Here is a 21496-nt window from a genome sequence, read left to right on the forward strand (position 1 = left end):
GCCCCCGTGGGCAGGAGGCCCCCGCCCCCTGCCCGCGGACGCGCCGCCGTGCTCGAAACGCGCCTGGCCGACGCGCCGCCGTGCTCGAAGACGTACCGGAACGCGCCTAGCTGTAGACCCCGAACTCCCAGAGCGAGTAGCCGTACGCCGTGCCGCGCTGGGTGAGGTTCACCCGGACGTACCTGGCCGACGCGGTGAGGTCGACGGAGTCGAACCCGCCGTCGCCGGTCGTGGTCGAGTGGACGGTGGTCCAGGTCGAGCCGTTGGCGGAGGTCTGGATCTGGTACGACCTGCCGTAGGCGGCCTCCCAGCCGAGCTGGACGTGCCTGATCGCGGTGGTCGCGCCGAGGTCCACCTGGATCCACTGCGGGTCGGCCCACTCACTGGCCCAGCGGGAGGCGAAGCTGCCGTCGGTGGCCCGGCCGGGGTTGAACGGGCCGCCGTCGCCGGTCGCCTGGTAGGTGGAGGCGGTGGTCGGCTTGCCGAGCGCCACGTTGGTCCCGGCGACCGTCGGCGGGACGACGCGGAACGACCGCTGCTCGATGCCCGCGTTGCCGTGCCCGTCGAAGGCGTACACGTACACCTTCCAGACGCCCATCTGCTCCGGCGCGGTCACCGTGAACCTTCCGGGGCCGGTCTGGACGAACCTGACGTGGTCGAAGCCACGGTTGCCGTTGACGTGCTTGTTGCTGAACATCAGGTTGTAGCGGATCAGGTCGCTGTTCGGGTCGGTCGCGGCGACCTCGACGGTGAAGGTCTTCCCGGCCTGGACGGCGGTCTGCGAGCCGACCGTCATCGAGGTGATCTCCGGGGGAGTGTTCGCCGAGGGCTGCCCGGTGTAGGCCGCCTTGAGCGAGTGGTAGCCGTGCCTGCGCCAGCCTCCGGTGGTGGTGTTGAGCCACACCCCGCCGAAGTCGTTCTCCAGGCCGTAGTGGAACTCGGTCGCGCCGAGCGCGACGCCCGGGTGGCCCTTGATCGCGTTCCAGCTGGCGGTGTACTGGTCCCGCTTCTGCAGGTCGGTCGGCTCGTCGGGCACGCCGTTGACGTCGTTGGGGACCTCCCACTCACCGTCGGGCCCGGCCTCGGTGACGATGTAGGGCTTGGTGTACCCGCCGCTGATCCAGTCCGGCTTGACGGTGTGGATGGCGCCGTAGGAATTGACCGCCAGCAGGTCGAGGGCGGGGGAGTGCGCCTTGTAGTAGGTCCAGGCGTGGGTGTAGGCGTCGGTCGAGGTGACCGGGTGGTTGGGGTCGGCGGCGTGGATCGCCTGCGCCACCTCGTTGACGAACTTCGCGTACGCCACCCGCCGCTGCTCGACCACGTCGGCCGGAAGGCCGTGGTCCTGCATGGTGAGGATGACCTCGTTGCCGACGTCCCACATCAGCACGCCCTGGTGGTTCTTGAGGGCGTTGACGCGGGCGACGATCTCGTTCTTCACGCTGTTCTTGTACGCGGTGTCGTTGACGTAGTCGGCGCCCTGGTTGAGCCAGTGCCCGACGACGACCTTGATGCCCTGCTGGGCCGCCCTGTTGAGCAGCGTCGGGGTGTGGGTGTCGTCGACGCCCCAGGTGCGGATCGTGTTGACGCCCATGTTCTTGAGGTCGCGCATGTAGCCGTCGGCCGCGGCCTGCGGCGGGCCGTAGGTCAGGCCCTTGACCACGTACGGGGAGCCGTTCACCTGGAGCTGCCAGTTGCCCTGCGAGCCGGTCACCCTGACGACGCTCGGCCCGGCCGGGGTCGCCGGGTCGGTCATCGCGGCCGGGACGGTTCCGGCCTGCCGGGCGACCGAGATCCGGTCCACGCTCAGCACGCCGCCGGAGGTGGTGGCGGCGGTCGGCGTCGTGGTCCCCGCGAGCGCGTTGGGCAGCGAGCCGCCGATGGCGAGGTCGAGGCGGAGGTAGAAGCCGTGGTGCACGGCCGCCCGCCACGCGGTGACGCCGACCTGGCTCTGGCGCACGACCCAGGTCTGCCGGCCGTCGAGGTAGAAGCGGATCTCCTCGTCGGTCTTGGTGCGGTCGATGACCTGCGTGTACTCGTGGTAGCCGGTCTGGCAGCCGTCACAGGTGGCGAAACCGCTGGTGCGGCCGTTGTACTCGTTGCACACGCCCTCGGGCGCGGTGCCGCAGTGCAGGGTGTTGGCCAGCTGGTTGCGGCCGTTGACGCCGGTCATGATGTCGGTCTCGCCCACGGACGGCCAGTTGTTGTAGTTGCCCCGGTAGGCGGCGCCGGTCGCCCGGAAGCCCGGCCAGTAGCCCAGGGCGTTCGCGACGTTGGGCTGCTTGAGCCGGGCGCTGAACCTGAGCAGCTCGCCCGGCTGCGGCGCGAAGTCGGTGCGCTGGGTCTCGATCCGTCCGGAGGTCCAGTTGCCCGCGCCGTCCTTTATCGCCCTGATGTTCAGGTTGCCGGTGCCGTCGAGGGAGACGTTGGCGGTCGAGGCGCTCATGGTCTCGACCTCGCCGGTGCCCCAGTTCGCGGCGCCGCCGGGGTAGGAGGTGCCGGTGCGCAGGATCCAGTCGGCGGCCGAGGGGGAGGTTCCGGCCGAGCCGTTGAAGTCGTCCTTCCACACCTCGGTCCAGGTTCCGGGCTCCTCGGGCTCCTCCGGCTCCTGGCCGCCGGTGCTGCCGTAGACCTGGAACTCCCACAGCGAGTAGCCGTAGCCGGTGCCCCGGGCGGTGCCGTGCATCCGGACGTAGCGGCCCGAGCCCGAGACGTTGAGGGTCTGGGTGCCGCCGGTGCCGGTGGTGGTGGAGTAGACGTCGGTCCAGGAGGAGCCGTTCGCCGAGGTCTGGATCTTGAAGGCCCTGCCGTACGCGGCCTCCCAGGTCAGCACCACCCGGCTGATCGTGGCCGTCTCGCCGAGGTCGACCTGGAGCCACTGCGGGTCGCTGAACGCGCTGGCCCAGCGGGTGCCCGTCAGGTTCCCGTCGACCGCGAGCGACGCGACGTAACCGGCGCCCTCGGACGACGAGGCCGTCGCCGTCTTACCCTGCGACAGCAGGCCGTCGGCCGCCGCCGCGGGGCCGGTGAACGCCAGGCCGGACAGGACCAGTGCCGCCAGGGCGGCGATGACCACGCCCAACCGGAAGCGGCCCGAACTACGAGCTGGATACACGATCTCTCCTCGAAAGGGGGATGCCCGCCAGGGAACGGCGAGGGGGGAGAGCGCTCTCCGTAACCGAGGGTGCTCCCGGTGGTCGAGCGGTGTCAAGGCCCTACTTCTCGCCAGGTCGAAACGCGCTGCTCACGCACCGGAAACTTCTTCCCAATGGACATATGCCGTCAAAGGTCACCTTCTCGCACGTCCGCTGACGCGCCGGCAACGGGAAAGCGGGCGCGCCCCCGTGTCGGTGATATGAACGGCGAGTTTCGGATTGGGTTGTCCGGTGTCTTGACAACTCGCAACAGGGAGGATCAACCTCGTAGGAGAGCGCTCTCCCTGTGCCGTCCCCGACGGCCACCCCCCACTGAAGGAGAGGCAATGCGCCCATCCCGAAGTCCCGTCAGATTCCGCCTGGGACTGGTCGCCGCCACCCTCACCGCGCTGGTCGCGGCCGGTCTGGCGATCATCTCCCCCGCCAGCGCGGCGGACGGCCTGATCTCCCAGAGCAGGCCCGCGACCGCCTCCTCCTCGGAAGGAGGCGGCTACGGCGCCGGCGCCGCCTTCGACGGCAACAACGGGACCCGCTGGTCCAGCGCCGCCGCCGACCCGCAGTGGCTCCAGGTCGACCTGGGCGCCACCGCGACGATCTCGCAGGTCGTCCTCAACTGGGAGGGCGCGTACGGCAGGTCGTTCAAGATCCAGACCTCGGCCAACGGCTCCTCCTGGACCGACGTCTACTCCACCACCACCGGCACCGGCGGCAACCAGACCCTCAACGTCTCGGGCTCGGGCCGCTACGTCCGGATGCACGGCACCGCCCGGGGCACCGGCTACGGCTACTCGCTGTGGGAGTTCCAGGTCTACGGCACCGGCGGCTCCCCGGTCACCCCGAGGCCGAAGCCGACGTTCACCGACGAGGTGACGCACCACGAGTTCCAGGCCAACTGCTCCCCGACGGCGAACCGGCCGGACGACCCGATCATCTATCCCGGCCTGCCCGGCGCCTCGCACATGCACACCTTCGTCGGCAACAGGACGACCAACGCCAACAGCACGCAGTCCTCGCTCCTCGGCGGCGCCACCTCGTGCACCAACCCGCACGACAGGTCGGCCTACTGGTTCCCGAGCTTCTACAAGGGCAACCAGCTGATCGAGCCGACCGGCAACCAGGTCATCTACTACAAGTCCGGCATCCTCAACTACTGGGAGGTCCAGCCCTTCCCGCAGGGGCTGCGCTTCGTCGTCGGCAGCCCGACCGCGACGCTGGCCGAGTTCCGCGACTCCCCCGGCGCGGTCGAGGGCTTCGAGTGCGGCGACATCTCCAAGAGCTGGGACATCCCGACGTCCTGCGTGGCGGGCAGCCAGGTGAACGTCCGCTACCAGGCGCCGAGCTGCTGGGACGGCGTCAACCTCGACAGCGCCAACCACAAGAGCCACATGTCCTACCCCGCCGCGGGCTACTGCCCGCCCAGCCACCCGGTGGCGGTGCCGATGCTGGAGTTCAAGATCGCATTCCCCGCCAGCGGTGACCTGTCGCAGGCGCGACTGGCCAGCGGGCGCGGTTACACCTGGCACTACGACTTCTTCAACGCCTGGGACAACCCCGCCATCCTCGACGCCCTGGTGACCCACTGCATCAACGGCGGCCTCCAGTGCAACCCGCGCGGCTACGACCTGTACAAGCCGCACCGCGGCGCCGCCCTCACGGAGAACTTCGAACTTCCCTGACCCGCCCTGATCCTCTTTGACCGCATGTGCCCGGCTTCGGCCTCGGGTGCCCCGGACTCCGGCACCCGCGGGCCGGGGCCGGGCACGTGCTTTTCCCGCCTTTTCTCGCCTTTTCTCGACACGGGGCTTTTCCGGTAGGGGAAGTGTCCGCTCCCGGACATTTCCCGAACGACTCCCGCACATTGACAGCGCGGGGCCGCCGTGACGTACTGGAGAGCGCTCTCCGACAGCGAAGGGAAACATACGTGAGCATCGACGAGCTCGACCGGCTGGTTGAGAAGCTGGACCTGGAACGCAAGGTGCGGCTGCTCACCGGGGCGACCGTGTGGTCCACCCGCGCGGAGCCGGGCATCGGGCTGCGGGCCATGGTCACCTCCGACGGCCCGGTCGGCGTGCGCGGGCAGGGCTGGGACGAGCGGAGCACCTCCCTCACCCTGCCCTCCGCGACCGCGCTGGCCGCCACCTGGGACGACGAGCTGGTGGAGCTGCTGGGCGGGCTGCTCGCCGGCGAGGCGCGGCGCAAGGGCGTGGACGTCCTGCTCGCCCCGACGCTCAACCTGCACCGCTCGCCGCTCGGCGGGCGCCACTTCGAGTGCTACTCCGAGGACCCCCTGCTCACCGGCAGGATCGGCGCCGCCTGCGTCCGGGGCGTCCAGGCGGGCGGGGTGGCGGCCACCGCCAAGCACTACGTCGCCAACGACTCCGAGACCGAACGGCTCACCCTGGACGCCCGCGTCGACGAGCGGACCCTGCGCGAGCTGTACCTGGCGCCGTTCGAGGCCGCGGTGGAGGCGGGCGTCTGGGTCGTCATGTCCGCCTACAACGGGGTGAACGGGACCACGATGTCGGAGAGCCCTCTGCTGACCGACCCGCTCAAGGAGGCGTGGGGGTTCGACGGGGTGGTCGTGTCCGACTGGGGAGGCGTCCGCTCCACCGCTCCCGCCGCCCGCGCCGCGCAGGACCTCGCGATGCCGGGGCCGGAGAGCGCCTGGGGAGAGGCGCTGGTCGCCGCGGTGCGCGCGGGCGAGGTGCCCGAGGCCGCGATCGACGACAAGGTCCGGCGCCTGCTCCGGCTGGCCTCCCGCGTCGGCGCCCTGAACCTCGCCACCGGCGCCGAGCGGGGAGAACAAGCTGAGCAGGAGGAAGGGCGCGAGGCCGCCCGCGCGCTGCTGCGCCGGGCCGTCGCCGCGAGCACCGTCCTGCTGCGCAACGAGGACTCGCTGCTCCCCCTCGACCCCGCGCGCCTGCGCAGGGTCGCCGTGCTCGGGCCGAACGCCGCCGTCCCCCGGATCCAGGGAGGCGGCAGCGCGGGCGTGTACCCCGTGTCCGTCGTCTCCCCCCTCGACGGCATCCGCGAGGCGCTGTCCGGTACGGCCGAGGTGCTCCACCGCCCCGGCCCGCACCTCGACGACCGGCCGACCCCGCTGGGCACGGGCAACGCCCGCGACCCCCTGACCGGCGAGCCCGGAGTCCTGGTCAGGCTGCTGGACGCCGCCGGAGCCGAGATCCACGCCGAGCACCGGCTCACCGGCCGCATCCTGGAGCCCGCGCGGATCGACGCCGCCGTCACCGTCGAGATCCGCGCGCTGCTGAGCCCGGAGGTGGACGGCCTCTGGGAGCTGGCCGTCGCCGGATGGGGCCACGTGCTGCTGGAGGCGGACGGCCACGTCCTGGTCGACGAGGAGGTGGAGCGTGACACCGACGACCCCGCCGTCGTGCACCTGTCCCCGCCGTACCGGCGCGCCCGGTTCCCCGTGACGGCGGGCCGGGACGTGGAGCTCGTCTCCCGGCGGCGGCTCGACCCCGGCAGCGGGATCGCCTCGGTCCTGGCCGCGGACCCGCCCCGGCGCGCGGACGAGGAGGAACTGGCCGCCGCGGTCGAGCTCGCCCGTACCTGCGACGCCGTCGTCGTGGTGGTCGGCTCCAGTGAGGAGATCGAGAACGAGGGCGCCGACCGTACGCACCTGGAGCTGCCCGGACGCCAGGACGAGCTGGTCCGCGCGGTGGCGGCGGCCAACCCGGCGACCGTCGTGGTCGTCAACTCCGGCGGCCCGATGATCCTGCCGTGGCGCGAGGAGGTGCCGGCCGTGCTCCTGAGCTGGTTCCCCGGGCAGGAGATGGGGCACGGGCTCGCCGACGTCCTGTTCGGCCGGGCCGAGCCCGGCGGCAGGCTGCCCACGACCTGGGCCGACAGGGCGCTCGTCTCCACCGTCCCCGAGGACGGGACGCTCGCCTACGCCGAGGGCCTCGACATCGGGTACCGCGCCTGGCTGCGCAGCCCCGCGCCGCCCGCGTACTGGTTCGGGCACGGCCTCGGATACACCTCCTGGTCCTACGAGGAGGTCTCCGTGTCCTGGGACCTCTCTCCGGAGAGCCCGCTGCCCGTCCGGGTACGGCTGCGCAACACCGGCGGGCGCGCCGGTCGCGAGGTGGTCCAGGTCTACCTGTCCCGGCCGGAGACGGCCGTGGCCCGTCCCGCGCGCTGGCTGGCCGGCTACGCCCTCGCCGACGCGGGGCCGGGCGAGGTCGTCGAGGTCACGGTGGACGTCCCGGCGCGGGCGTTCCGGCACTGGTCGGCCGAGCACCAGGCCTGGCGGGCCGAGGAGGGGGCCTTCACGGTGCTCGCCGGACGCTCGGCCGCCGACCTGCCGCTGAGCGCCGAGGTGCTCCTCGGCACGGAGCCGCCACCCCGGCAGGAGACCTCGGGAGAGCGCTCTCTCGCTGTGCTATAAAAGCCCTATGAGCGAAGGCCTACCGCGAGTGTCGGCACCCCCCACCTTGGAGGATGTGGCGCGGGCGGCGGGAGTCTCCCGCGCCACGGTCTCTCGCGTGATCAACGGGATCCGCAACGTCGACCTCGCGATCCAGGAGAAGGTCAAGCAGGCGATCGCCCTCACCGGCTACGTCCCCAACCAGGCCGCGCGCTCGCTGGTCACCCGGCGTACGGGGACGATCGCCCTGATCGTCTCCGGGGCGGGCAGCAGCGAGGAGAGCCCGTTTCCCGGCCACGTCTTCGCCGACCCGTTCTTCGGGCGCGTGGCCGGGGGGGTCGTCGGTTTCCTGCGCCCGCTGGGCATCTACCCGATCCTGATGTTCGCCGACACCCCGGAGACCCGCGACCAGGTCATCGCCTACCTTCGCCGGGGCAACGTCGACGGGGCCATCCTGGTCTCCATCAGCGCCGAGGACACGTTGCCCAAGCTGCTCGCCGACGCCTCGCTGCCCGCGGTGCTCTTCGCCAGGCCGGCCAGGCCGGTCCCGATCAGCTACGTCGACGTCGGGCACCGGGCCGGGGGCAAGCTGGCCGCCGACCATCTCGTCGCCCGGGGCTGCCGCAGGCTGGCCACCATCTCGGGCCCGCTCGACGTCCCGGCCAGCCAGGACCGCCTGGCGGGCTTCCAGGAGGCGATGGCCGTCCACGGCCATCCCTACATCCCCTGCGCCGAGGGCAACTTCACCCTCCACAGCGGCGAGGTGGCGATGGAACGGCTGCTCGCCGAGCACCCCGACATCGACGGCGTCTTCGCGGCCAACGACCTGATGGCCCAGGGCGCCCTGCTGGTGCTGCGCCAGCACGGCCGCGTCGTGCCGGACGACGTGGCCATGGTGGGCTTCGACGACAGCAGCGCGGCCCTGGCCTGCCGCCCGCTGCTCACCACCGTCCGCCACCCCGTCGAGGACATGGCCGCCGAGATGGGACGGCTGCTGCTGACCCACATCGAGCGGCCCGGCCACCCGGTGACCTCACGGATCTTCGAGCCGACCCTGGTGATCAGGGAGTCGGCCTGACAGGGGCGGACCGCCCGCGTACGGTCCTTGGCGTGTTCGGCCCTTCGTGGGAGCCGATGGGCGGCGGGAGCGGCCCGTGCGGCCGCTCCGGTGGGTGCGGGGCCGGACGCCTAACGGTCGGCGAGGGGGAAGGTCGCCTGGGCGGGGGAGGCGGCCTCGGAACAGCCCGGGGGAGGGGGCATCGCCCCCGTGCGGGAGATCACGGTGAAGGACGCGTCGAGGTTGGTCAGCTTCAGGAGTTTCAGGACCACCGGCGGGGCTCCGGCCAGGAGCAGGGGAGTGTCGTGCTCGCGCGCGTAGCGCTTGACGGCGATCAGCGCGCTCAGGCCGCAGGCGTCGATGAAGGTGACGCCGGCCAGATCGATGATGACCGTTCCGGGGCGGACGTCGATGACGTGCTGGGTGAAGGCCGACAGGTCCGGCCTGGTGGCGAGGTCGAGTTCGCCGGCCACCGTGATGACCACGAAGCCGTGCGCGTGCTCGCTCGTGAGTTGAAGTGCGTTCATCGCCCACTTCCCTGCAGGCTCACGTGAATGTACGTATCCGGCCAGGGGGTGTCGCTCGGATGCCTGGCCTCAGATCGCCGCCTTCCCGGTCGCGTCGTGCGGGCGCGAAGGAGGTTGACGACCTGAAGCCACGATACTCCCTAACGGTGCGAATCATCGCTTTCCGTGATCGTGTAGCTTCGAAGCGAAGTGTAGATGCCAACCTGTATATGTGCCAGCTATTCGAGGAAACAGCTTTGTGGCCTCGCCTGCACAGGGGGCGGACGTGTGGGAGAGCCGGTTCCCGAGTGACGCCGGAGGGACATGATCCGGCTGGGAAAACCGGTCTGAACTGGGAGGAATCAGCCTGAGGAGTGGCTCGGGGCCATGGTGTCAAGCGCCTCACGCAGGTTGTCCCGCGTCTCGAAGTGCCGGTCGAGATTGGTGATCGTCAGCAGATGGGTGATCATTCCGGGGCTCACCACCAGGATGAGGCGGCCGTGGGCCTCCTTGAGGCGGGTGAGCGTGCCCACGAGCACTCCCAGCCCCACCGAGTCGCAGAACGGCACTCCTGTCAGGTCCATCACCAGGTTCGGGGTTCCCTCTTCCTGAAGGACGCGGTCGATCTCCGCGCGGAGCCGGGGAGCCACGGCCATGTCGAGCTCGCCGGTCGCCTGCACGACCACACAGGTGCCGCTACGCCGTGTCTGAACATCGAATGTCGAAATCACGATCATCACCTCCGTGTCCCTTTTGCTGCCCAGACGGAAGGTTGTTATGCGCATAACTCACTTTTTGCAGATGTTGTCCGTTGCTGTTCTTGCCGTCGGGGTTGCGGTGGGGGTGGCGACCGGGGTAGGCGACGCGGGCGCCTCCTTCACGGTGACCTTCTTCGCCGGGGCGTGTTTCCGGCCGACGACCACCTCGATCTTGTCGCCGAGGCTCTCCAGCGGGCGCAGCTCCGCCCCGGGCAGCGCGGCGGCCACGGTGCGCGCCGAGTCCTCGCGGTCGGGGCCGTAGCGGATGACGGTCTTCTCGAAGTCCTTCTGCGGGGTGTTGCCCGGGACCTCCGGCACCTGGAAGCCGACCCTCTGCAGATCGGCCCTGGTCTGCGCGCCCAGGCCCGTGATCGTGGTGCCGTTGAGCACCGTGAGGGCGATCCGCGAGGGCGCGACGGTCAGCGCGGGAGCCGAGGGGGAGGCCGCCGGGGTGGGCGTGGACGCGCCGGGCTTGGCGGACTTGGCGGGCTTGACCAGCGTCTCGTCGGCGGCGATCCTGCGGAACAGCTCCTTGGCCGCCTCCTTGTCCCACAGGACGGCGGACTCGCCGGTCGGCGTCTTGTAGTCGACGTCCGCGAGCGGGACCGTGGCGAAGGCCACGTCGTCGGTGGAGACGTCCTTGAGCTGGTCGGCGAGGCCGAGCAGGTCCCCGCGGAGCGCGTCGTCCACCCGGATCGTGTCGAGGGTGGTGTCGACGAACGAGGCGAGCCTGACCGGGTTGGTCAGCGTCTCGCCGCTGAGCGCCTGGTTCAGCAGCGAGGAGATCACCTGCTGCTGGCGGTCGATGCGGTCGAGGTCGGAGCGGGCGGTGGCGCGGGTGCGGGCGTAGGCGAGGGCCTTGACGCCGTCGAAGGAGTAGGTGCCCGGCTCCAGGTCGAGCGCGGTCTTGGGGTCCCGGATCGGGACCGGGGTGCAGACCGAGATGCCGCCGAGGGCGTCGACCACCTCGATGAAGCCCAGCACGTTGACCTCGACGTAGTGGTGGAGGGTGAGGCCCGTCGCGGTCTGCACCGTGCGCGTCGCGAGTTTCGGGCCGCCGAGCTGGTAGGCGGCGTTGATCTTGTGCAGGCCCTTGCCGGGGACCGTCGTCCAGGTGTCGCGGGGGAGGCTCACCACGGTGACCTTGCGGTGGTCCTCCGACACGTGGATCACCATCATGGTGTCGGTGCGCTCGCCGGTCTCGCGGCCCAGCTTGAGCTGGTTCTGCTGCTTGCGGGTGAGGTTGTCGCGCTTGTCGACACCGACCACCAGGATGTTCATGGCACCGGTGCTCGACCTCGACCCCGGAACCCCCGCGTCGACCGCCTCGATCTTCGTCGTGGCGTAGTTGGTCAGCGCCCACGTCACCCCGGAGCTGCCCAGGACCAGGCACGAGAGCGCGCCGGCGATCACGAGACCGCGCCGCCTGGTGCGGGCGCCCCTCGCCGACCTGCGATCACGCCTCGGGGTCACCCGAACGCTTCCGTAGGCGTCGCCGCCTACGTGCACACCCGAATCCTCCTCCGGGTCGCGCATGCATGGCCCCCTAGGTTCCAGCTGGGTCGATGAGGTACCCGTTCGTACAGTAGCGTGAGCGACGCCATGAAGCAGTTCCCCGACTCGCCCGCGCCGGCGTCGTCTTCCGAGACACGTGTCTGGCCCCCCATCTCCATCGTCATCCCGGTGCTGAACGAGGAGCGCCATCTGCGGGAGGCGGTGCGTCAGGTGCTCTCGCAGCGGTACGCGGGACCGATCGAGGTCGTGCTCGCGATCGGCCCCTCCCGCGACCGTACCCAGGAGGTCGCCGACGAAATCGCCGCCGACGACCCCCGCGTGGTCGTCGTGCCCAACCCGACCGGCCGCACCCCCAACGCGCTCAACGCCGCCATCGCCGCGTCCGGCAACGCGATCATCGCCAGGGTGGACGGCCACGCGATGCTCCCCGACGACTACCTCCAGGTCGCGGTGGAGACCCTTGAGGAGACCGGCGCCGACAACGTGGGCGGCGTCATGGCGGCCGAGGGCGTCACGCCGTTCGAGCAGGCCGTGGCCCGCGCGATGACATCCAAGATCGGCGTCGGCGGCGCCCGGTTCCACACCGGCGGCACCGCGGGCCCGGCCGACACGGTCTACCTCGGCGTGTTCCGCCGCTCCGCGCTGGAGCGGGTCGGCGGCTACGACGAGCACTTCCAGCGGGCCCAGGACTGGGAGATGAACCACCGCATCCGCGAGACGGGCGGCCTGGTCTGGTTCCAGCCCCGGATGCGCGTCTCCTACCGGCCGAGGCCCGATCTCAAGGCGCTCGCCAAGCAGTACTTCCACTACGGCCGCTGGCGCAGGGTGGTCGCCCGCACTCACGAGGGCACGATCAACCTGCGCTACCTGGCGCCGCCCCTGGCCGTGCTGGCCATCCTCGCGGGCCTGCTGGTCTCCCCGTTCTTCTGGCCGGGCCTGCTGATCCCGGGCGGCTACCTGGCGGCGATCCTGGCCGGTTCCGCGGTCACCGGCAGCGGCCTGCCCGCCCCGGCGCTCGCCCGGCTGCCGCTGGTCTACGTCACCATGCACATGTCATGGGGCTGGGGCTTCCTCACCAGCCCGAGAAAGCTCGGCAAGCCCGGCCACACGGGCGGCTGACCCCCCGCCTGAGGCCGGGCGCCCGACGGGCGGGCGACGGCCAGGGACGGGTGACGGTCAGGTCAGGGACGGGCGCGGAAGGCGCGCACCGCCCCGGTACAGGTTCACAGGTCATGGGCGGGCGTCGACCACCTGGCCGGTGACGCCGGAGGCGAGCACGTCCAGCGAGGTGCGGGCGACGGCGCGCGGGGCGGGCGGGCCCGACGGGTCCGACGGTGCCGGGGCCTCGGTCCGCCCGGGAGCCACGCAGTTGACACGCACCCCGTACCCGGCCCACTCCTCCGCGAGCGCCCGGGTGAGGCCGGACACGGCGGCTCCCGCGAAGGCGCGCAGGCCGTCTCCCTCCCCGTCCCCGGCGCGGCAGGGGACGTGGAACAGCAGCTGCCCCCGCGTCTCGCGCAGATGGGGGAGGGCCGCCCTGGCGACGGTGACGGGGCCCAGATGGTTCAGGCTCACGGTCTCGGCGATCGCGGTGTCGTCCGCCGCGTCGATCCTTCCTGAGGGGGCACCCCCGGCGCCGACCACGTAGTCGATCCCGCCCGTCTCCTTGACCACCCGGGCGAGCGCGTCGGCCACCGCCCGGAAGTCGTCGACCCGGACCACCTCGGGCGTACCGGGGAGAGCCTGAGCCTTTGAGGAATCCGCCGGCCCGGGGGAGACCGGTGAGGTGAGGAGGGGGAACACGCGGGCGCCGTGGTGCCCGGCCAGTTTCGCGACCTCGGCGCCGGCGGCGTCGTCCGCGCCGAGGACCACCACGGTCCTTCCCTCCAGCGCCTCGCGCAGGGCGGCGCCGGATCGGGCGGGCACGTCGCTCTCGGCGAGCCGGAGGAGCCTGTCGGCGACGAAGAGGTCCACCGGATGCGTGACCTTCATGTTCCGCTCGCTGCCCGGCACCACGTGGATCGGCACGTCGGGCAGGTAGCGCAGCACCACCCCGCAGTCGTCGGTGGGCGGCCGGTCGCCGAAGCCGGGATCGGCGAAGGCGCGCTCGTACGCCTCGCGGATCACCGGGAGCCGGAAGCACTGCGGGGTCTGGACGCGGCGCAGGCCGGCGCGGTCGGGGACGTCGCTGACGATCTCCCCGTGCGGTCCCTGGGAGGTCACCACGATCGTGTCGGAACTCGGGATCGCCACCTCGACCGCCGAGAAGGTCCTCAGCGCCTCGACGCAGTCGGTGATGATCCTGGGCTCCGCCAGCGGGCGTACGGCGTCGTGCAGCAGCACGAGGCAGTCCCGCGTGCCCAGGGCCCGCAGCGCCCGCCAGGTGGTCTCCGGGCGGCTCGCGCCGCCCTCCAGGATCCTGCCGACCTTCGTGAAGCCGTTGCGCTCGACGATCCGCTCCACCTCCCCGGTGAAGCCGGGCGCCATCAGGACCATGATCTCGTCGATCTCCGGTGCCCCTTGGAAGAGGGCGAGGGTGTGTTCGAGGATCGTCCTGCCCGCTATCTCCAGCAGCTGCTTGGGGGTGTCGTGGCCGACGCGCCGGCCGACGCCGCCTGCCAGGACCACACCGACGGTTCGGGGACGCGGTTCACGTTCGGCCACGATCAGATTCCTTTGACAGTTCGGATATGGCGAGCGTAACGGGTGCGTACCCGATCGTCCGGCGTGCTCCCGTGCTATCCCGTCAAGATCTAGCTACGCTGAGTGCGCACTCCCCGATTCGTACGGTTATCCCGTCGGATACGAAGGAGCCCGGATTGCCTGACTCTCACGCCATCGCCTCGTCCGGCGCCTCACAGGCGGTCGCGGTCGTGCTCGCCACCACCGAGGCGTCCGGCCTGCGGTGTCCCGGCGGGACCCTCCTCGACAGGCTGACCGGCCAGCTCGCCACGCTTCCCGTACGGGACGTGCACGTGGTGGCCCGTTCCAGCGACATCATCCACGCGCCCGGCGGTACCCACATGATCGGGACCGAGGGGTCGAGGGGGCTCGCCGACGACCTGCGCAGGATCGCCAAGGTGGCCCGCTCGTCCATCGGCCCGGTGCTGGTGGTCGCCGGCGACCTGGTGGCGCACACCGAGGCGCTGGCCACGCTCGTGGAGCACCCGGCCCGCGACACCGGCGCGCTGGTGGGAGAAACAGGTGAGGCCCCCGGGCCGGCGCGCCCGCCGGTCAGGATCGACGGCAGGGCCGTGGTGGCCGCGGGCACCTCCTTCCACGAGGCCGGCGAGACCAACGGCACCTTCAGGGGCGCGCTGCAGGTCGGCGTACCCGACCTCGTGAGCTTCGCCGACACCGCCGAGGCGCTCGCCGAGCTCGCCGAGACGGGCGCGTTCGGCCCGATGGACGGCGGCGAGGCCCCCGGCCTGCTCCTGGTCGGACTGGTCCGCTCCGGCGTCCGGGTGCGCGCGGCCAGGCTCGGCCGCCTGCACGCCGACCGGATGGCCGGGCAGGCGGACGCCGACGTGGCCGTGTCCCGGCTGGCCGAGGTCGACGAGGGCGAGGCCCGGCTGGACGCCGCGGTCAAGACCGGCGACGGCTTCTTCGCCACGTACGGGGTGAGCTCCTGGTCCAGATACCTCATCCGGCCGATCGCCGCGTTCGGCCTGACGCCGAACGCGGTCACCGGCATCTCCGTCGGCCTCGCCGCGCTCGCCGCGGTCTGGTTCTCCGTGGGCACCCGGCCCGGCCTGATCGCCGGGGCGGTCCTGCTCTACCTGTCGTTCGTGCTCGACTGCCTCGACGGCCAGCTCGCCCGCTACACCCGCACCTTCTCGCCGCTCGGCGCGTGGCTGGACGCCACCTTCGACCGGGTCAAGGAGTACGCCGTCTACCTGGGCCTCGCCATCGGGTACGCGGCCGGGCTGGACGTCGCGGGCGGCGGCCCGGACGGCATCTGGGCGCTGGCGGTGTCGGCGATGATCCTGCAGATGCTCCGTCACATGATCGATTTCTCGTACGCGGGGGCGCGGGCCGACGCGAGCCGGGTGGGCGCGGCCTGGGCCGGCACGGCGGGCTCGCTGGCCGACCCGGCGGGCGAGGCGGGGCGGCGGGCGTCGCCGCACCGGCCGGAGCGGCGGGCCGCGTTCGCGGGCGCGGGCGAGAGCGGGGGAGGCGGGGCCGGCGCACCGGTCGTCGACGCCGGGGACGAGCCTTCCGGGACCGGTTCTTCCGGGGACGAGCCTTCCGGGGCAGGGAACGCCGGGAACGAGTGGGTGACGGGTGCGGGAGCCGGGCGGGAGGGCTTCTCGCGACGGGCGGCCGCCGAGGACGGCGCCGGACCCGGGGCGGGCAACGCGATCGTGCGGTTCTCGCGGACCATGGAGAAGGCGTCGCCCACCCGCTGGTTCAAGAAGATCATCGTGTTGCCCATCGGGGAGCGGATGGCCCTGATCGCGGTGACCGCCGCCCTCTTCAACGCCCGGGTGACCTTCGTCGCGCTGCTGACCTGGGGCGGGATCGCCGTCCTCTACATCCTCTTCGGCCGGATGGGCAGGTCGCTCAGCCGGTGACCCGCGACGGGGGCCGTGACCGGCGGGGCGAACGACCGGGGACGGCGGGTTCGTGACCGAGGGGCGAACGACCGGGGACGGCGGAGTCGACTTGGGACGGCGAGATCCATGATCGGCGAGACGGGCGACACGAGGCGGCGGGGCTCACGGCCGGTAGGACGCGGGACCCGGGACGGCGGGGTCCGTGACCGGCGGGACGGATCTCCCGCCGGGCGAGTGGGAGAACAGGTGTGAACATGATTTCTGTGCACATGGCGCCGGTGCCGCGGAGCGCCGTGGTCGCCTACCGCGACGACGGGGTGCTGTCGAGGGGCATGGGCGCCCTGGTGGCCGGACAGCTCCCGCCGCTGCCGCCCGTGATCGTCGGGATGTTCGTGACCGGGGTGCTGCTGCTGGTCGGCGTGGCCGGCGCCGACGGGCCGGCGGTGTTCGCCCCCGCGGTGGCGCTGCTGCTGGCCGGTCTGGGGAGCTCCCACCCGCACGACGGCCGCCTCGACTGGCTGGTGCCGCCGATCCTGCGCCTCACCGAGTACGGCTTCGTGGCCTCGGTGGGCTTCGCGCACGACGTGCCGCCCTGGTTGATCTTCATGCTGCTCGGCGCGATGGCCTTCCACCACTACGACGTCGTCTACCGGCTGAGGCAGCGGGTCTACCCGCCGTCCTGGCTGGCCACCTCCGGCCTCGGCTGGGACGGCCGGATGCTGCTGATCGCCCTCGGCGGGCTCGCCGGGCAGGTCACGCTGGTGTTCGCCCTGCTCGCGCTCTACCTGTGGTGCCTTTTCTCCTGGGAGAGCGTCACCTGCTGGCTCGCCGCCCCGCGGGTGGGGGTGGACGCGGCCGACCTCGGAGCACACGATTGAGAACGCCCGGCGAACCCTCGATTACACGATCAGGGCCCGAAGGCAACTAATCTTTGGGGCCTAGGAGTGCCCGCCGGGAGGCTCTCACCCGAATGAGGAGTGCACGTTGCTGGGAATGGTGCTGGCCGCCGGGGCCGGACGACGTCTGCGGCCATACACGGACACACTGCCCAAGGCGCTCGTGCCGGTCGACGGCGAGACCACGATCATGGACATCTCGCTGCGCAACCTCGCGGCGGCCGATCTCCGTGACGTCGTGGTCATCGTCGGCTACCAGGCGCAGGCGGTCCACGAGCGCAAGGCCGAGCTGGAGCGGCGGCACGGCGTGAAGCTCACCCTCGTGCACAACGACAAGGCGGAGGAGTGGAACAACGCCTACTCCCTGTGGTGCGCGCGCGACTACTTCGACCAGGGCGTGCTCCTGGTCAACGGTGACACGGTGCACCCCGTCTCGGTGGAGGAGACGCTGCTCTCCGCCCCGGCGACCACCGACATCCTGCTCGCGGTCGACGACGTCAAGAAGCTCGCCGACGAGGAGATGAAGGTCACCCTCGACGGCGACCGCCACCTGCGGCTGATCACCAAGCTGATGGACCCGGCCGACGCCGCCGGTGAGTACATCGGCGCCACGCTCATCCGCCCCGGCATCGGCGACCGCCTCGCCGACGCCCTCCAGGCCACCTTCGAGCGCGACCCGCAGCTCTACTACGAGGACGGCTACCAGGAGCTCGTCGCCCGCGGCGAGAAGATCGCCGTCGCCCCGATCGGTGACGTCCCGTGGGTCGAGGTAGACAACCACGACGACCTCGCCAAGGCGCGGGAGATCGCGTGCCGATACTAGCCAGGATGCTCCCGGCCCCCCTGTCGATGGAGGTGCGCCGGGGCGCCGTCGCCCAGCTGGGCTCGTTGCTGGCCGACAGCAGGGTGGCGACCTCGGGGCGGGTGGCCGTGGCCGTGGGCGCGGGCCAGGGAGACAGGATCGCCTCGGTGATCACGGCCTCGCTCGGCGAGGCCCAGGTCTTCCGGGTGCCCGACGGCTCGGTCGACGCGGCGATCTCGCTCGGCGCCGACCTGCGCAAGGGCGCGTACGAGGCCGTCGTGGGCATCGGCGGCGGCAAGACCATCGACGTGACCAAGTACGCCGCGTCGCTGGCCGGGATCCCGATGGTGGCGGTGGCCACCAACCTGTCGCACGACGGGATCTGCTCGCCGGTGGCCTCGCTGACGCACGACGGCGGCAAGGGCTCCTTCGGCGTGCCCATGCCGCTGGCCATCATGGTGGATCTCGATTTCGTGCACGACGCGCCCCCCTCGCTGGTCCGTTCCGGGGCGGGAGACGTGGTCAGCAACCTCTCGGCGATCGAGGACTGGCAGCTCGGCGCGAGCGAGCGCGGGGAGCCGATCGACGGCCTGGCCTGCGCGATGGCCCGGACCGCGGCGGAGGCGGTGGTCGGCAGGTCCGACTCGATCGAGTCCGACGCGTTCCTGACCGTGCTGGCCGAGGCGCTCATCCTGTCGGGCATGGCGATGGTGGTCGCCGGCTCCTCCCGTCCTTCGAGCGGCGGAGACCATGAGATCCTTCATGCCGTGGATCAGCTCTTTCCCGGCACCTCCAACCACGGCGAGCTCGCCGGGATAGGTGCCGCATTCTGTTTCTTCCTCCGCGAGGACTCGCGGAGGCTCGACCAGGTCGTCGGCTTCCTGCGCGGGCACGAGCTGCCGGTCACCCCCACCGACGTGGGGCTGTCGCCGGCCCAGTTCACCGAGGCGGTCATGCTGGCCCCGGCCACGCGCCCCGGCCGCTACACGATCCTTGAGCACCTGCGCCTGTCAGAGCCGGAGATTCGCGATCGGGTGGAGGATTATGTCCGGGCCGTCGGTCGCTGAGCTCCGTGCGGTGGCCCAGCCGCACTCGACCATGGACCGCAACAGCGGCGAGCACTGGGCCGGCGCTCTCTACATGCGCAAGCTGTCGATCTACGTCACCTGGTTCCTCGCCAAGACGCCGATCACGCCCAACCAGACCACCTGGCTGATGATCCTCACCGGCCTGCTGGCCGGGGCGGTGCTCGCGCTGCCCGGCCTCTGGGCGGCCGTCCTGGCGGCACTGCTGGTCCAGCTCTACCTGCTGCTCGACTGCTCCGACGGCGAGCTGGCCCGCTGGACCGGCCGCACCTCCATCACCGGCGTCTACCTCGACCGGGTGGGCCACTACTTCGCCGAGGCCGCGATCCTCATCGGGCTGGGGTTCCGGGCGTCGGAGATCCTGCCCGACTGGTACACCGTGATCGGTTTCGCCGCCGCGCTCGGCGCCATCCTGATCAAGGCGGAGACCGACCTGGTCGACGTGGCACGGGCCCGCTCCGGGCTGGTCGCGGCGACCGAGGCCTCGGCCGAGCACTTCCGGTCGCGCGGCCTGGGCCTGGCGCGCAAGGCGGCCGCCGCACTGAAGTTCCACCGGATCGTGCAGGCGGTCGAGCTGTCCCTGCTCATCGTGGTCGCCGCGATCTGGGACGCGATCAACGGGGGGCTGGCGGCGACGAGGATCCTCGTGGTGGCCTGCGTGATCGTCGCCGTGCTGCAGATGATCCTGCATCTGATCAGCATTCTGGCGTCCAGGCGGCTCTCATGAGGAACCGGATGGCGTCCGGGCGCGTCGTAAGTGCGAACACCTCGCTGTTTGGCAGGTGTTCGCCAGCGGTTCCGATACGCTTGTCCCCCGGTATACCAGGAAACTCCGGTACACCAGGAAACTCCAGCCCCGCCAGAATTCCCGGCCCAGCAGACTCGGTGGTCATGAAAGTATGCTCCGTACGTGCTCTCGACGCGTCAGGACGATGACCCGTTGAAGATCTCGTGCGTCATCCTCACCATGGGCAACCGGGTCCCCGAGCTGGACCGGGCGGTCGAGTCCGCGCTGAACCAGCTCGACGGTGACGTCGAGGTGGTCATCGTCGGCAACGGCACGGACGTCCCCGAGCTGTCGGCCACCGTGCCGCCGGGGTCCTCGGCCTCGATCAGGAGCGTGCGGCTGAACCACAACGTGGGCATCCCCGCGGGCCGCAACCGCGGCGTCGAGGAGTGCTCGGGCGACGTCGTCCTCTTCCTCGACGACGACGGCTGGTACGCCGACATGGGGCTCGTCTCCCACCTGCGCGAGCGCTTCTCCACCGAGCACGACCTCGCGGTCGTCTCCTTCAGGGTGAAGGACCCCGACGGCGGCATCGGCCAGCGCCGCCACGTCCCCCGCCTGCGCGCGGGTGACCCCGAGCGGTCCTCCCCGGTCACCACCTTCCTGGGCGGCGCGTGCGCCATCCGCCGCTCGGCCTTCCTCCAGGTCGGCGGTCTCCCCGAGCGTTTCTTCTACGCCCACGAGGAGACCGACCTGGCGTGGAGGCTCCTCGGCGAGGGCTACCGCATCGAGTACGACGCCCAGACGGTCATGTACCACCCGCAGGTCCCCCCGACCCGCCACACCGACTTCTACCGCCTCAACGCCCGCAACCGGGTCTGGCTCGCCCGCCGCAACCTGCCCTGGGTGCTGGCCGGGCTCTACCTCCTCAACTGGATCGTGCTCACCCTGCTCCGCGAGCGCTCCAAGCCGGCCCTGCGCGCCTGGTTCAAGGGCTTCACCGAGGGGCTCCGCGAGCCCGCGGGCGAGCGCCGTCCCATGGGCTGGAAGACCGCCTGGCGCATGCTCCGCCTCGGCCGCCCGCCGATCGTCTGACCCCCGATCCGCGGTGGACGTTTACACTCTCGGCGAGGCGTTCGGCGTCGTCACCAGCGGCCGGATCCGCCACGAGCACGAGGCCAGATTGGACGTCGCCGGGGCCGAGTTCACCGTCGCGGTCGGGCTGTCCCGCCTCGGCCACCGGGTGGGCTGGCTGGGCAAGGTCGGCGGCGACGAGCTGGGGGCCAGGATCCTCACGGCGCTGCGCGGCGAGGGCGTGGACGTCTCCGACGCCCGGGTAGACGAGGGGTCCCCGACCGGGATCCTCCTGAAGGAGTCGAGGCTCGGCCAGGCCTCCAGGGTCACGTACTACCGCACCGGCGTCCGGCTCGCGCAGGGGAACGTCCCGGTGGACCGGATCGCGGCCTCGCGGGTCCTGCACGTCAGCGGGATCACCGCCGCGCTGAGCGCGCGCGACGCCATGCACGCCGCCGTACGCGCCGCGCGGACCGCCGGGGTCGTGGTCTCGGTGGCGATCGACTACCACGACCAGCTCTGGCCCGACCTGCGCGAGGCCGAGGAGATCCTCAGCGTGCTGGCCTGCTCGGCCGACGTGCTGTTCGTCCGGCAGACCGAGCTCGACCTGGTCAAGCCCGCGCTCACCGGGGATCGCGAGGTCATCGTGACCCGCGGGGCCCGGGGGGCGAGCGTGCGGGTCGACGGGGTCCGCCACGACGCCGCCAGTCTCTCCGCGCCCGTGGTCGACCCCAATGGTTCCGGGGACGCCTTCGTCGCGGGCTATCTCAGCGCGCTGCTCGAAGGTCTCCACCCGGCCGACCGGCTGCGCAGGGGCGGCCTGCTCGCCGCCTTCGCCTCCTCGGGGCCCAGCGACTGGCAGGGCCTGCCGACGAGGGCCGAGCTGCCCCTCCTGGAGCTCGACGGCTGATCCCGCACGTGGCTCCGCGCCGGAGGGGGGCGAGGCTCGCGGGACAGGGCCGGTGGGGGTCTTCTCGAGCC

Annotated in this window: 16 protein-coding genes; 11 read left to right on the forward strand and 5 right to left on the reverse strand. The window is 71.6% G+C overall.

What is annotated here, in order from left to right:
- Window positions 1-106: 106 nt before the first annotated feature.
- Window positions 107-3112 carry a discoidin domain-containing protein gene (locus ACFYWM_RS18945; RefSeq protein WP_389916297.1) on the reverse strand — a complete coding sequence of 1002 codons (3006 nt, stop codon included), beginning with the start codon at window positions 3110-3112 and terminating at the stop codon, window positions 107-109.
- Window positions 3113-3478: 366 nt separating this feature from the next.
- Between ACFYWM_RS18945 and ACFYWM_RS18950 the strand changes: the two genes are divergently transcribed.
- The 3 genes from ACFYWM_RS18950 (at window position 3479) to ACFYWM_RS18960 (ending at window position 8617) form a co-directional block, all read left to right on the forward strand.
- On the forward strand, window positions 3479-4828 hold the full coding sequence (locus ACFYWM_RS18950; RefSeq protein ID WP_389916300.1) for a DUF1996 domain-containing protein: 1350 nt from the start codon (window positions 3479-3481) through the stop codon (window positions 4826-4828).
- A gap of 245 nt (window positions 4829-5073) precedes the next feature.
- Window positions 5074-7560, forward strand: coding sequence for a glycoside hydrolase family 3 C-terminal domain-containing protein (locus ACFYWM_RS18955; RefSeq protein ID WP_389916302.1), 2487 nt, complete (start codon window positions 5074-5076; stop codon window positions 7558-7560).
- A gap of 7 nt (window positions 7561-7567) precedes the next feature.
- On the forward strand, window positions 7568-8617 hold the full coding sequence (locus tag ACFYWM_RS18960; protein WP_389916304.1) for a LacI family DNA-binding transcriptional regulator: 1050 nt from the start codon (window positions 7568-7570) through the stop codon (window positions 8615-8617).
- A gap of 110 nt (window positions 8618-8727) precedes the next feature.
- Here the strand turns inward: ACFYWM_RS18960 and ACFYWM_RS18965 are convergent, their stop codons facing one another.
- The 3 genes from ACFYWM_RS18965 to ACFYWM_RS18975 form a co-directional block, all read right to left on the reverse strand.
- Window positions 8728-9123 carry an STAS domain-containing protein gene (locus tag ACFYWM_RS18965; RefSeq protein WP_389916306.1) on the reverse strand — a complete coding sequence of 132 codons (396 nt, stop codon included), beginning with the start codon at window positions 9121-9123 and terminating at the stop codon, window positions 8728-8730.
- Window positions 9124-9464: 341 nt separating this feature from the next.
- On the reverse strand, window positions 9465-9833 hold the full coding sequence (locus ACFYWM_RS18970) for an STAS domain-containing protein (RefSeq protein ID WP_389916308.1): 369 nt from the start codon (window positions 9831-9833) through the stop codon (window positions 9465-9467).
- A 57-nt stretch (window positions 9834-9890) separates the two neighbouring features.
- A complete protein-coding gene (locus tag ACFYWM_RS18975) occupies window positions 9891-11333 on the reverse strand; it encodes an LCP family protein (protein WP_389916310.1) in 1443 nt (480 codons plus the stop codon).
- A gap of 129 nt (window positions 11334-11462) precedes the next feature.
- Here ACFYWM_RS18975 and ACFYWM_RS18980 point away from each other — a divergent pair, with 129 nt between their 5' ends.
- Window positions 11463-12494, forward strand: coding sequence for a glycosyltransferase family 2 protein (locus ACFYWM_RS18980; RefSeq protein ID WP_389916531.1), 1032 nt, complete (start codon window positions 11463-11465; stop codon window positions 12492-12494).
- A gap of 111 nt (window positions 12495-12605) precedes the next feature.
- On the opposite strand, the gene ACFYWM_RS18985 is transcribed toward ACFYWM_RS18980, so the two are convergent.
- Window positions 12606-14039, reverse strand: a complete 1434-nt coding sequence (locus ACFYWM_RS18985) for an SDR family NAD(P)-dependent oxidoreductase (protein WP_389916312.1) — start codon at window positions 14037-14039, stop codon at window positions 12606-12608.
- A gap of 155 nt (window positions 14040-14194) precedes the next feature.
- On the opposite strand from ACFYWM_RS18985, the gene ACFYWM_RS18990 reads away from it, so the two are divergent.
- The 7 genes from ACFYWM_RS18990 to ACFYWM_RS19020 all read left to right on the forward strand — a co-directional run bounded on the left by ACFYWM_RS18990 (window position 14195) and on the right by ACFYWM_RS19020 (window position 21425).
- Window positions 14195-15949 (forward strand): CDP-alcohol phosphatidyltransferase family protein, encoded by a 1755-nt coding sequence (locus ACFYWM_RS18990; RefSeq protein WP_389916314.1) that lies wholly within the window; start codon window positions 14195-14197, stop codon window positions 15947-15949.
- Window positions 15950-16185: 236 nt separating this feature from the next.
- Window positions 16186-16809, forward strand: a complete 624-nt coding sequence (locus tag ACFYWM_RS18995) for a DUF5941 domain-containing protein (RefSeq protein ID WP_389916316.1) — start codon at window positions 16186-16188, stop codon at window positions 16807-16809.
- Window positions 16810-16915: 106 nt separating this feature from the next.
- Window positions 16916-17650, forward strand: a complete 735-nt coding sequence (locus tag ACFYWM_RS19000; RefSeq protein WP_389916318.1) for a sugar phosphate nucleotidyltransferase — start codon at window positions 16916-16918, stop codon at window positions 17648-17650.
- Window positions 17651-17655: 5 nt separating this feature from the next.
- A complete protein-coding gene (locus ACFYWM_RS19005) occupies window positions 17656-18696 on the forward strand; it encodes an iron-containing alcohol dehydrogenase family protein (RefSeq protein ID WP_389916533.1) in 1041 nt (346 codons plus the stop codon).
- On the forward strand, window positions 18674-19441 hold the full coding sequence (locus tag ACFYWM_RS19010; protein WP_389916320.1) for a CDP-alcohol phosphatidyltransferase family protein: 768 nt from the start codon (window positions 18674-18676) through the stop codon (window positions 19439-19441). The genes ACFYWM_RS19005 and ACFYWM_RS19010 overlap by 23 nt, the downstream gene beginning before the upstream one ends.
- Window positions 19442-19654: 213 nt before the next feature.
- The gene (locus ACFYWM_RS19015) at window positions 19655-20536 is read left to right on the forward strand and encodes a glycosyltransferase family 2 protein (RefSeq protein ID WP_389916535.1); all 882 of its coding nucleotides are present in this window, start codon (window positions 19655-19657) and stop codon (window positions 20534-20536) included.
- Window positions 20537-20549: 13 nt separating this feature from the next.
- Window positions 20550-21425 carry a sugar kinase gene (locus ACFYWM_RS19020; protein ID WP_389916322.1) on the forward strand — a complete coding sequence of 292 codons (876 nt, stop codon included), beginning with the start codon at window positions 20550-20552 and terminating at the stop codon, window positions 21423-21425.
- The last annotated feature ends 71 nt before the right edge of the window (window positions 21426-21496 follow it).

This window comes from Streptosporangium sp. NPDC002721 (assembly GCF_042888905.1).
In the GTDB taxonomy this organism is placed as follows: domain Bacteria; phylum Actinomycetota; class Actinomycetes; order Streptosporangiales; family Streptosporangiaceae; genus Streptosporangium.

Excerpts from the sequence above, each read along its gene's own strand:
- ACFYWM_RS18980 (WP_389916531.1), top strand. The coding sequence starts at position 11,463 with ATGAAGCAGTTCCCCGACTCGCCCGCGCCGGCGTCGTCTTCCGAGACA.
- ACFYWM_RS18965 (WP_389916306.1), bottom strand. The coding sequence starts at position 9,123 with ATGAACGCACTTCAACTCACGAGCGAGCACGCGCACGGCTTCGTGGTC.
- ACFYWM_RS19010 (WP_389916320.1), top strand. The coding sequence starts at position 18,674 with ATGTCCGGGCCGTCGGTCGCTGAGCTCCGTGCGGTGGCCCAGCCGCAC.
- ACFYWM_RS18960 (WP_389916304.1), top strand. The coding sequence starts at position 7,568 with ATGAGCGAAGGCCTACCGCGAGTGTCGGCACCCCCCACCTTGGAGGAT.
- ACFYWM_RS19005 (WP_389916533.1), top strand. The coding sequence starts at position 17,656 with ATGCTCCCGGCCCCCCTGTCGATGGAGGTGCGCCGGGGCGCCGTCGCC.
- ACFYWM_RS18995 (WP_389916316.1), top strand. The coding sequence starts at position 16,186 with ATGATTTCTGTGCACATGGCGCCGGTGCCGCGGAGCGCCGTGGTCGCC.
- ACFYWM_RS18950 (WP_389916300.1), top strand. The coding sequence starts at position 3,479 with ATGCGCCCATCCCGAAGTCCCGTCAGATTCCGCCTGGGACTGGTCGCC.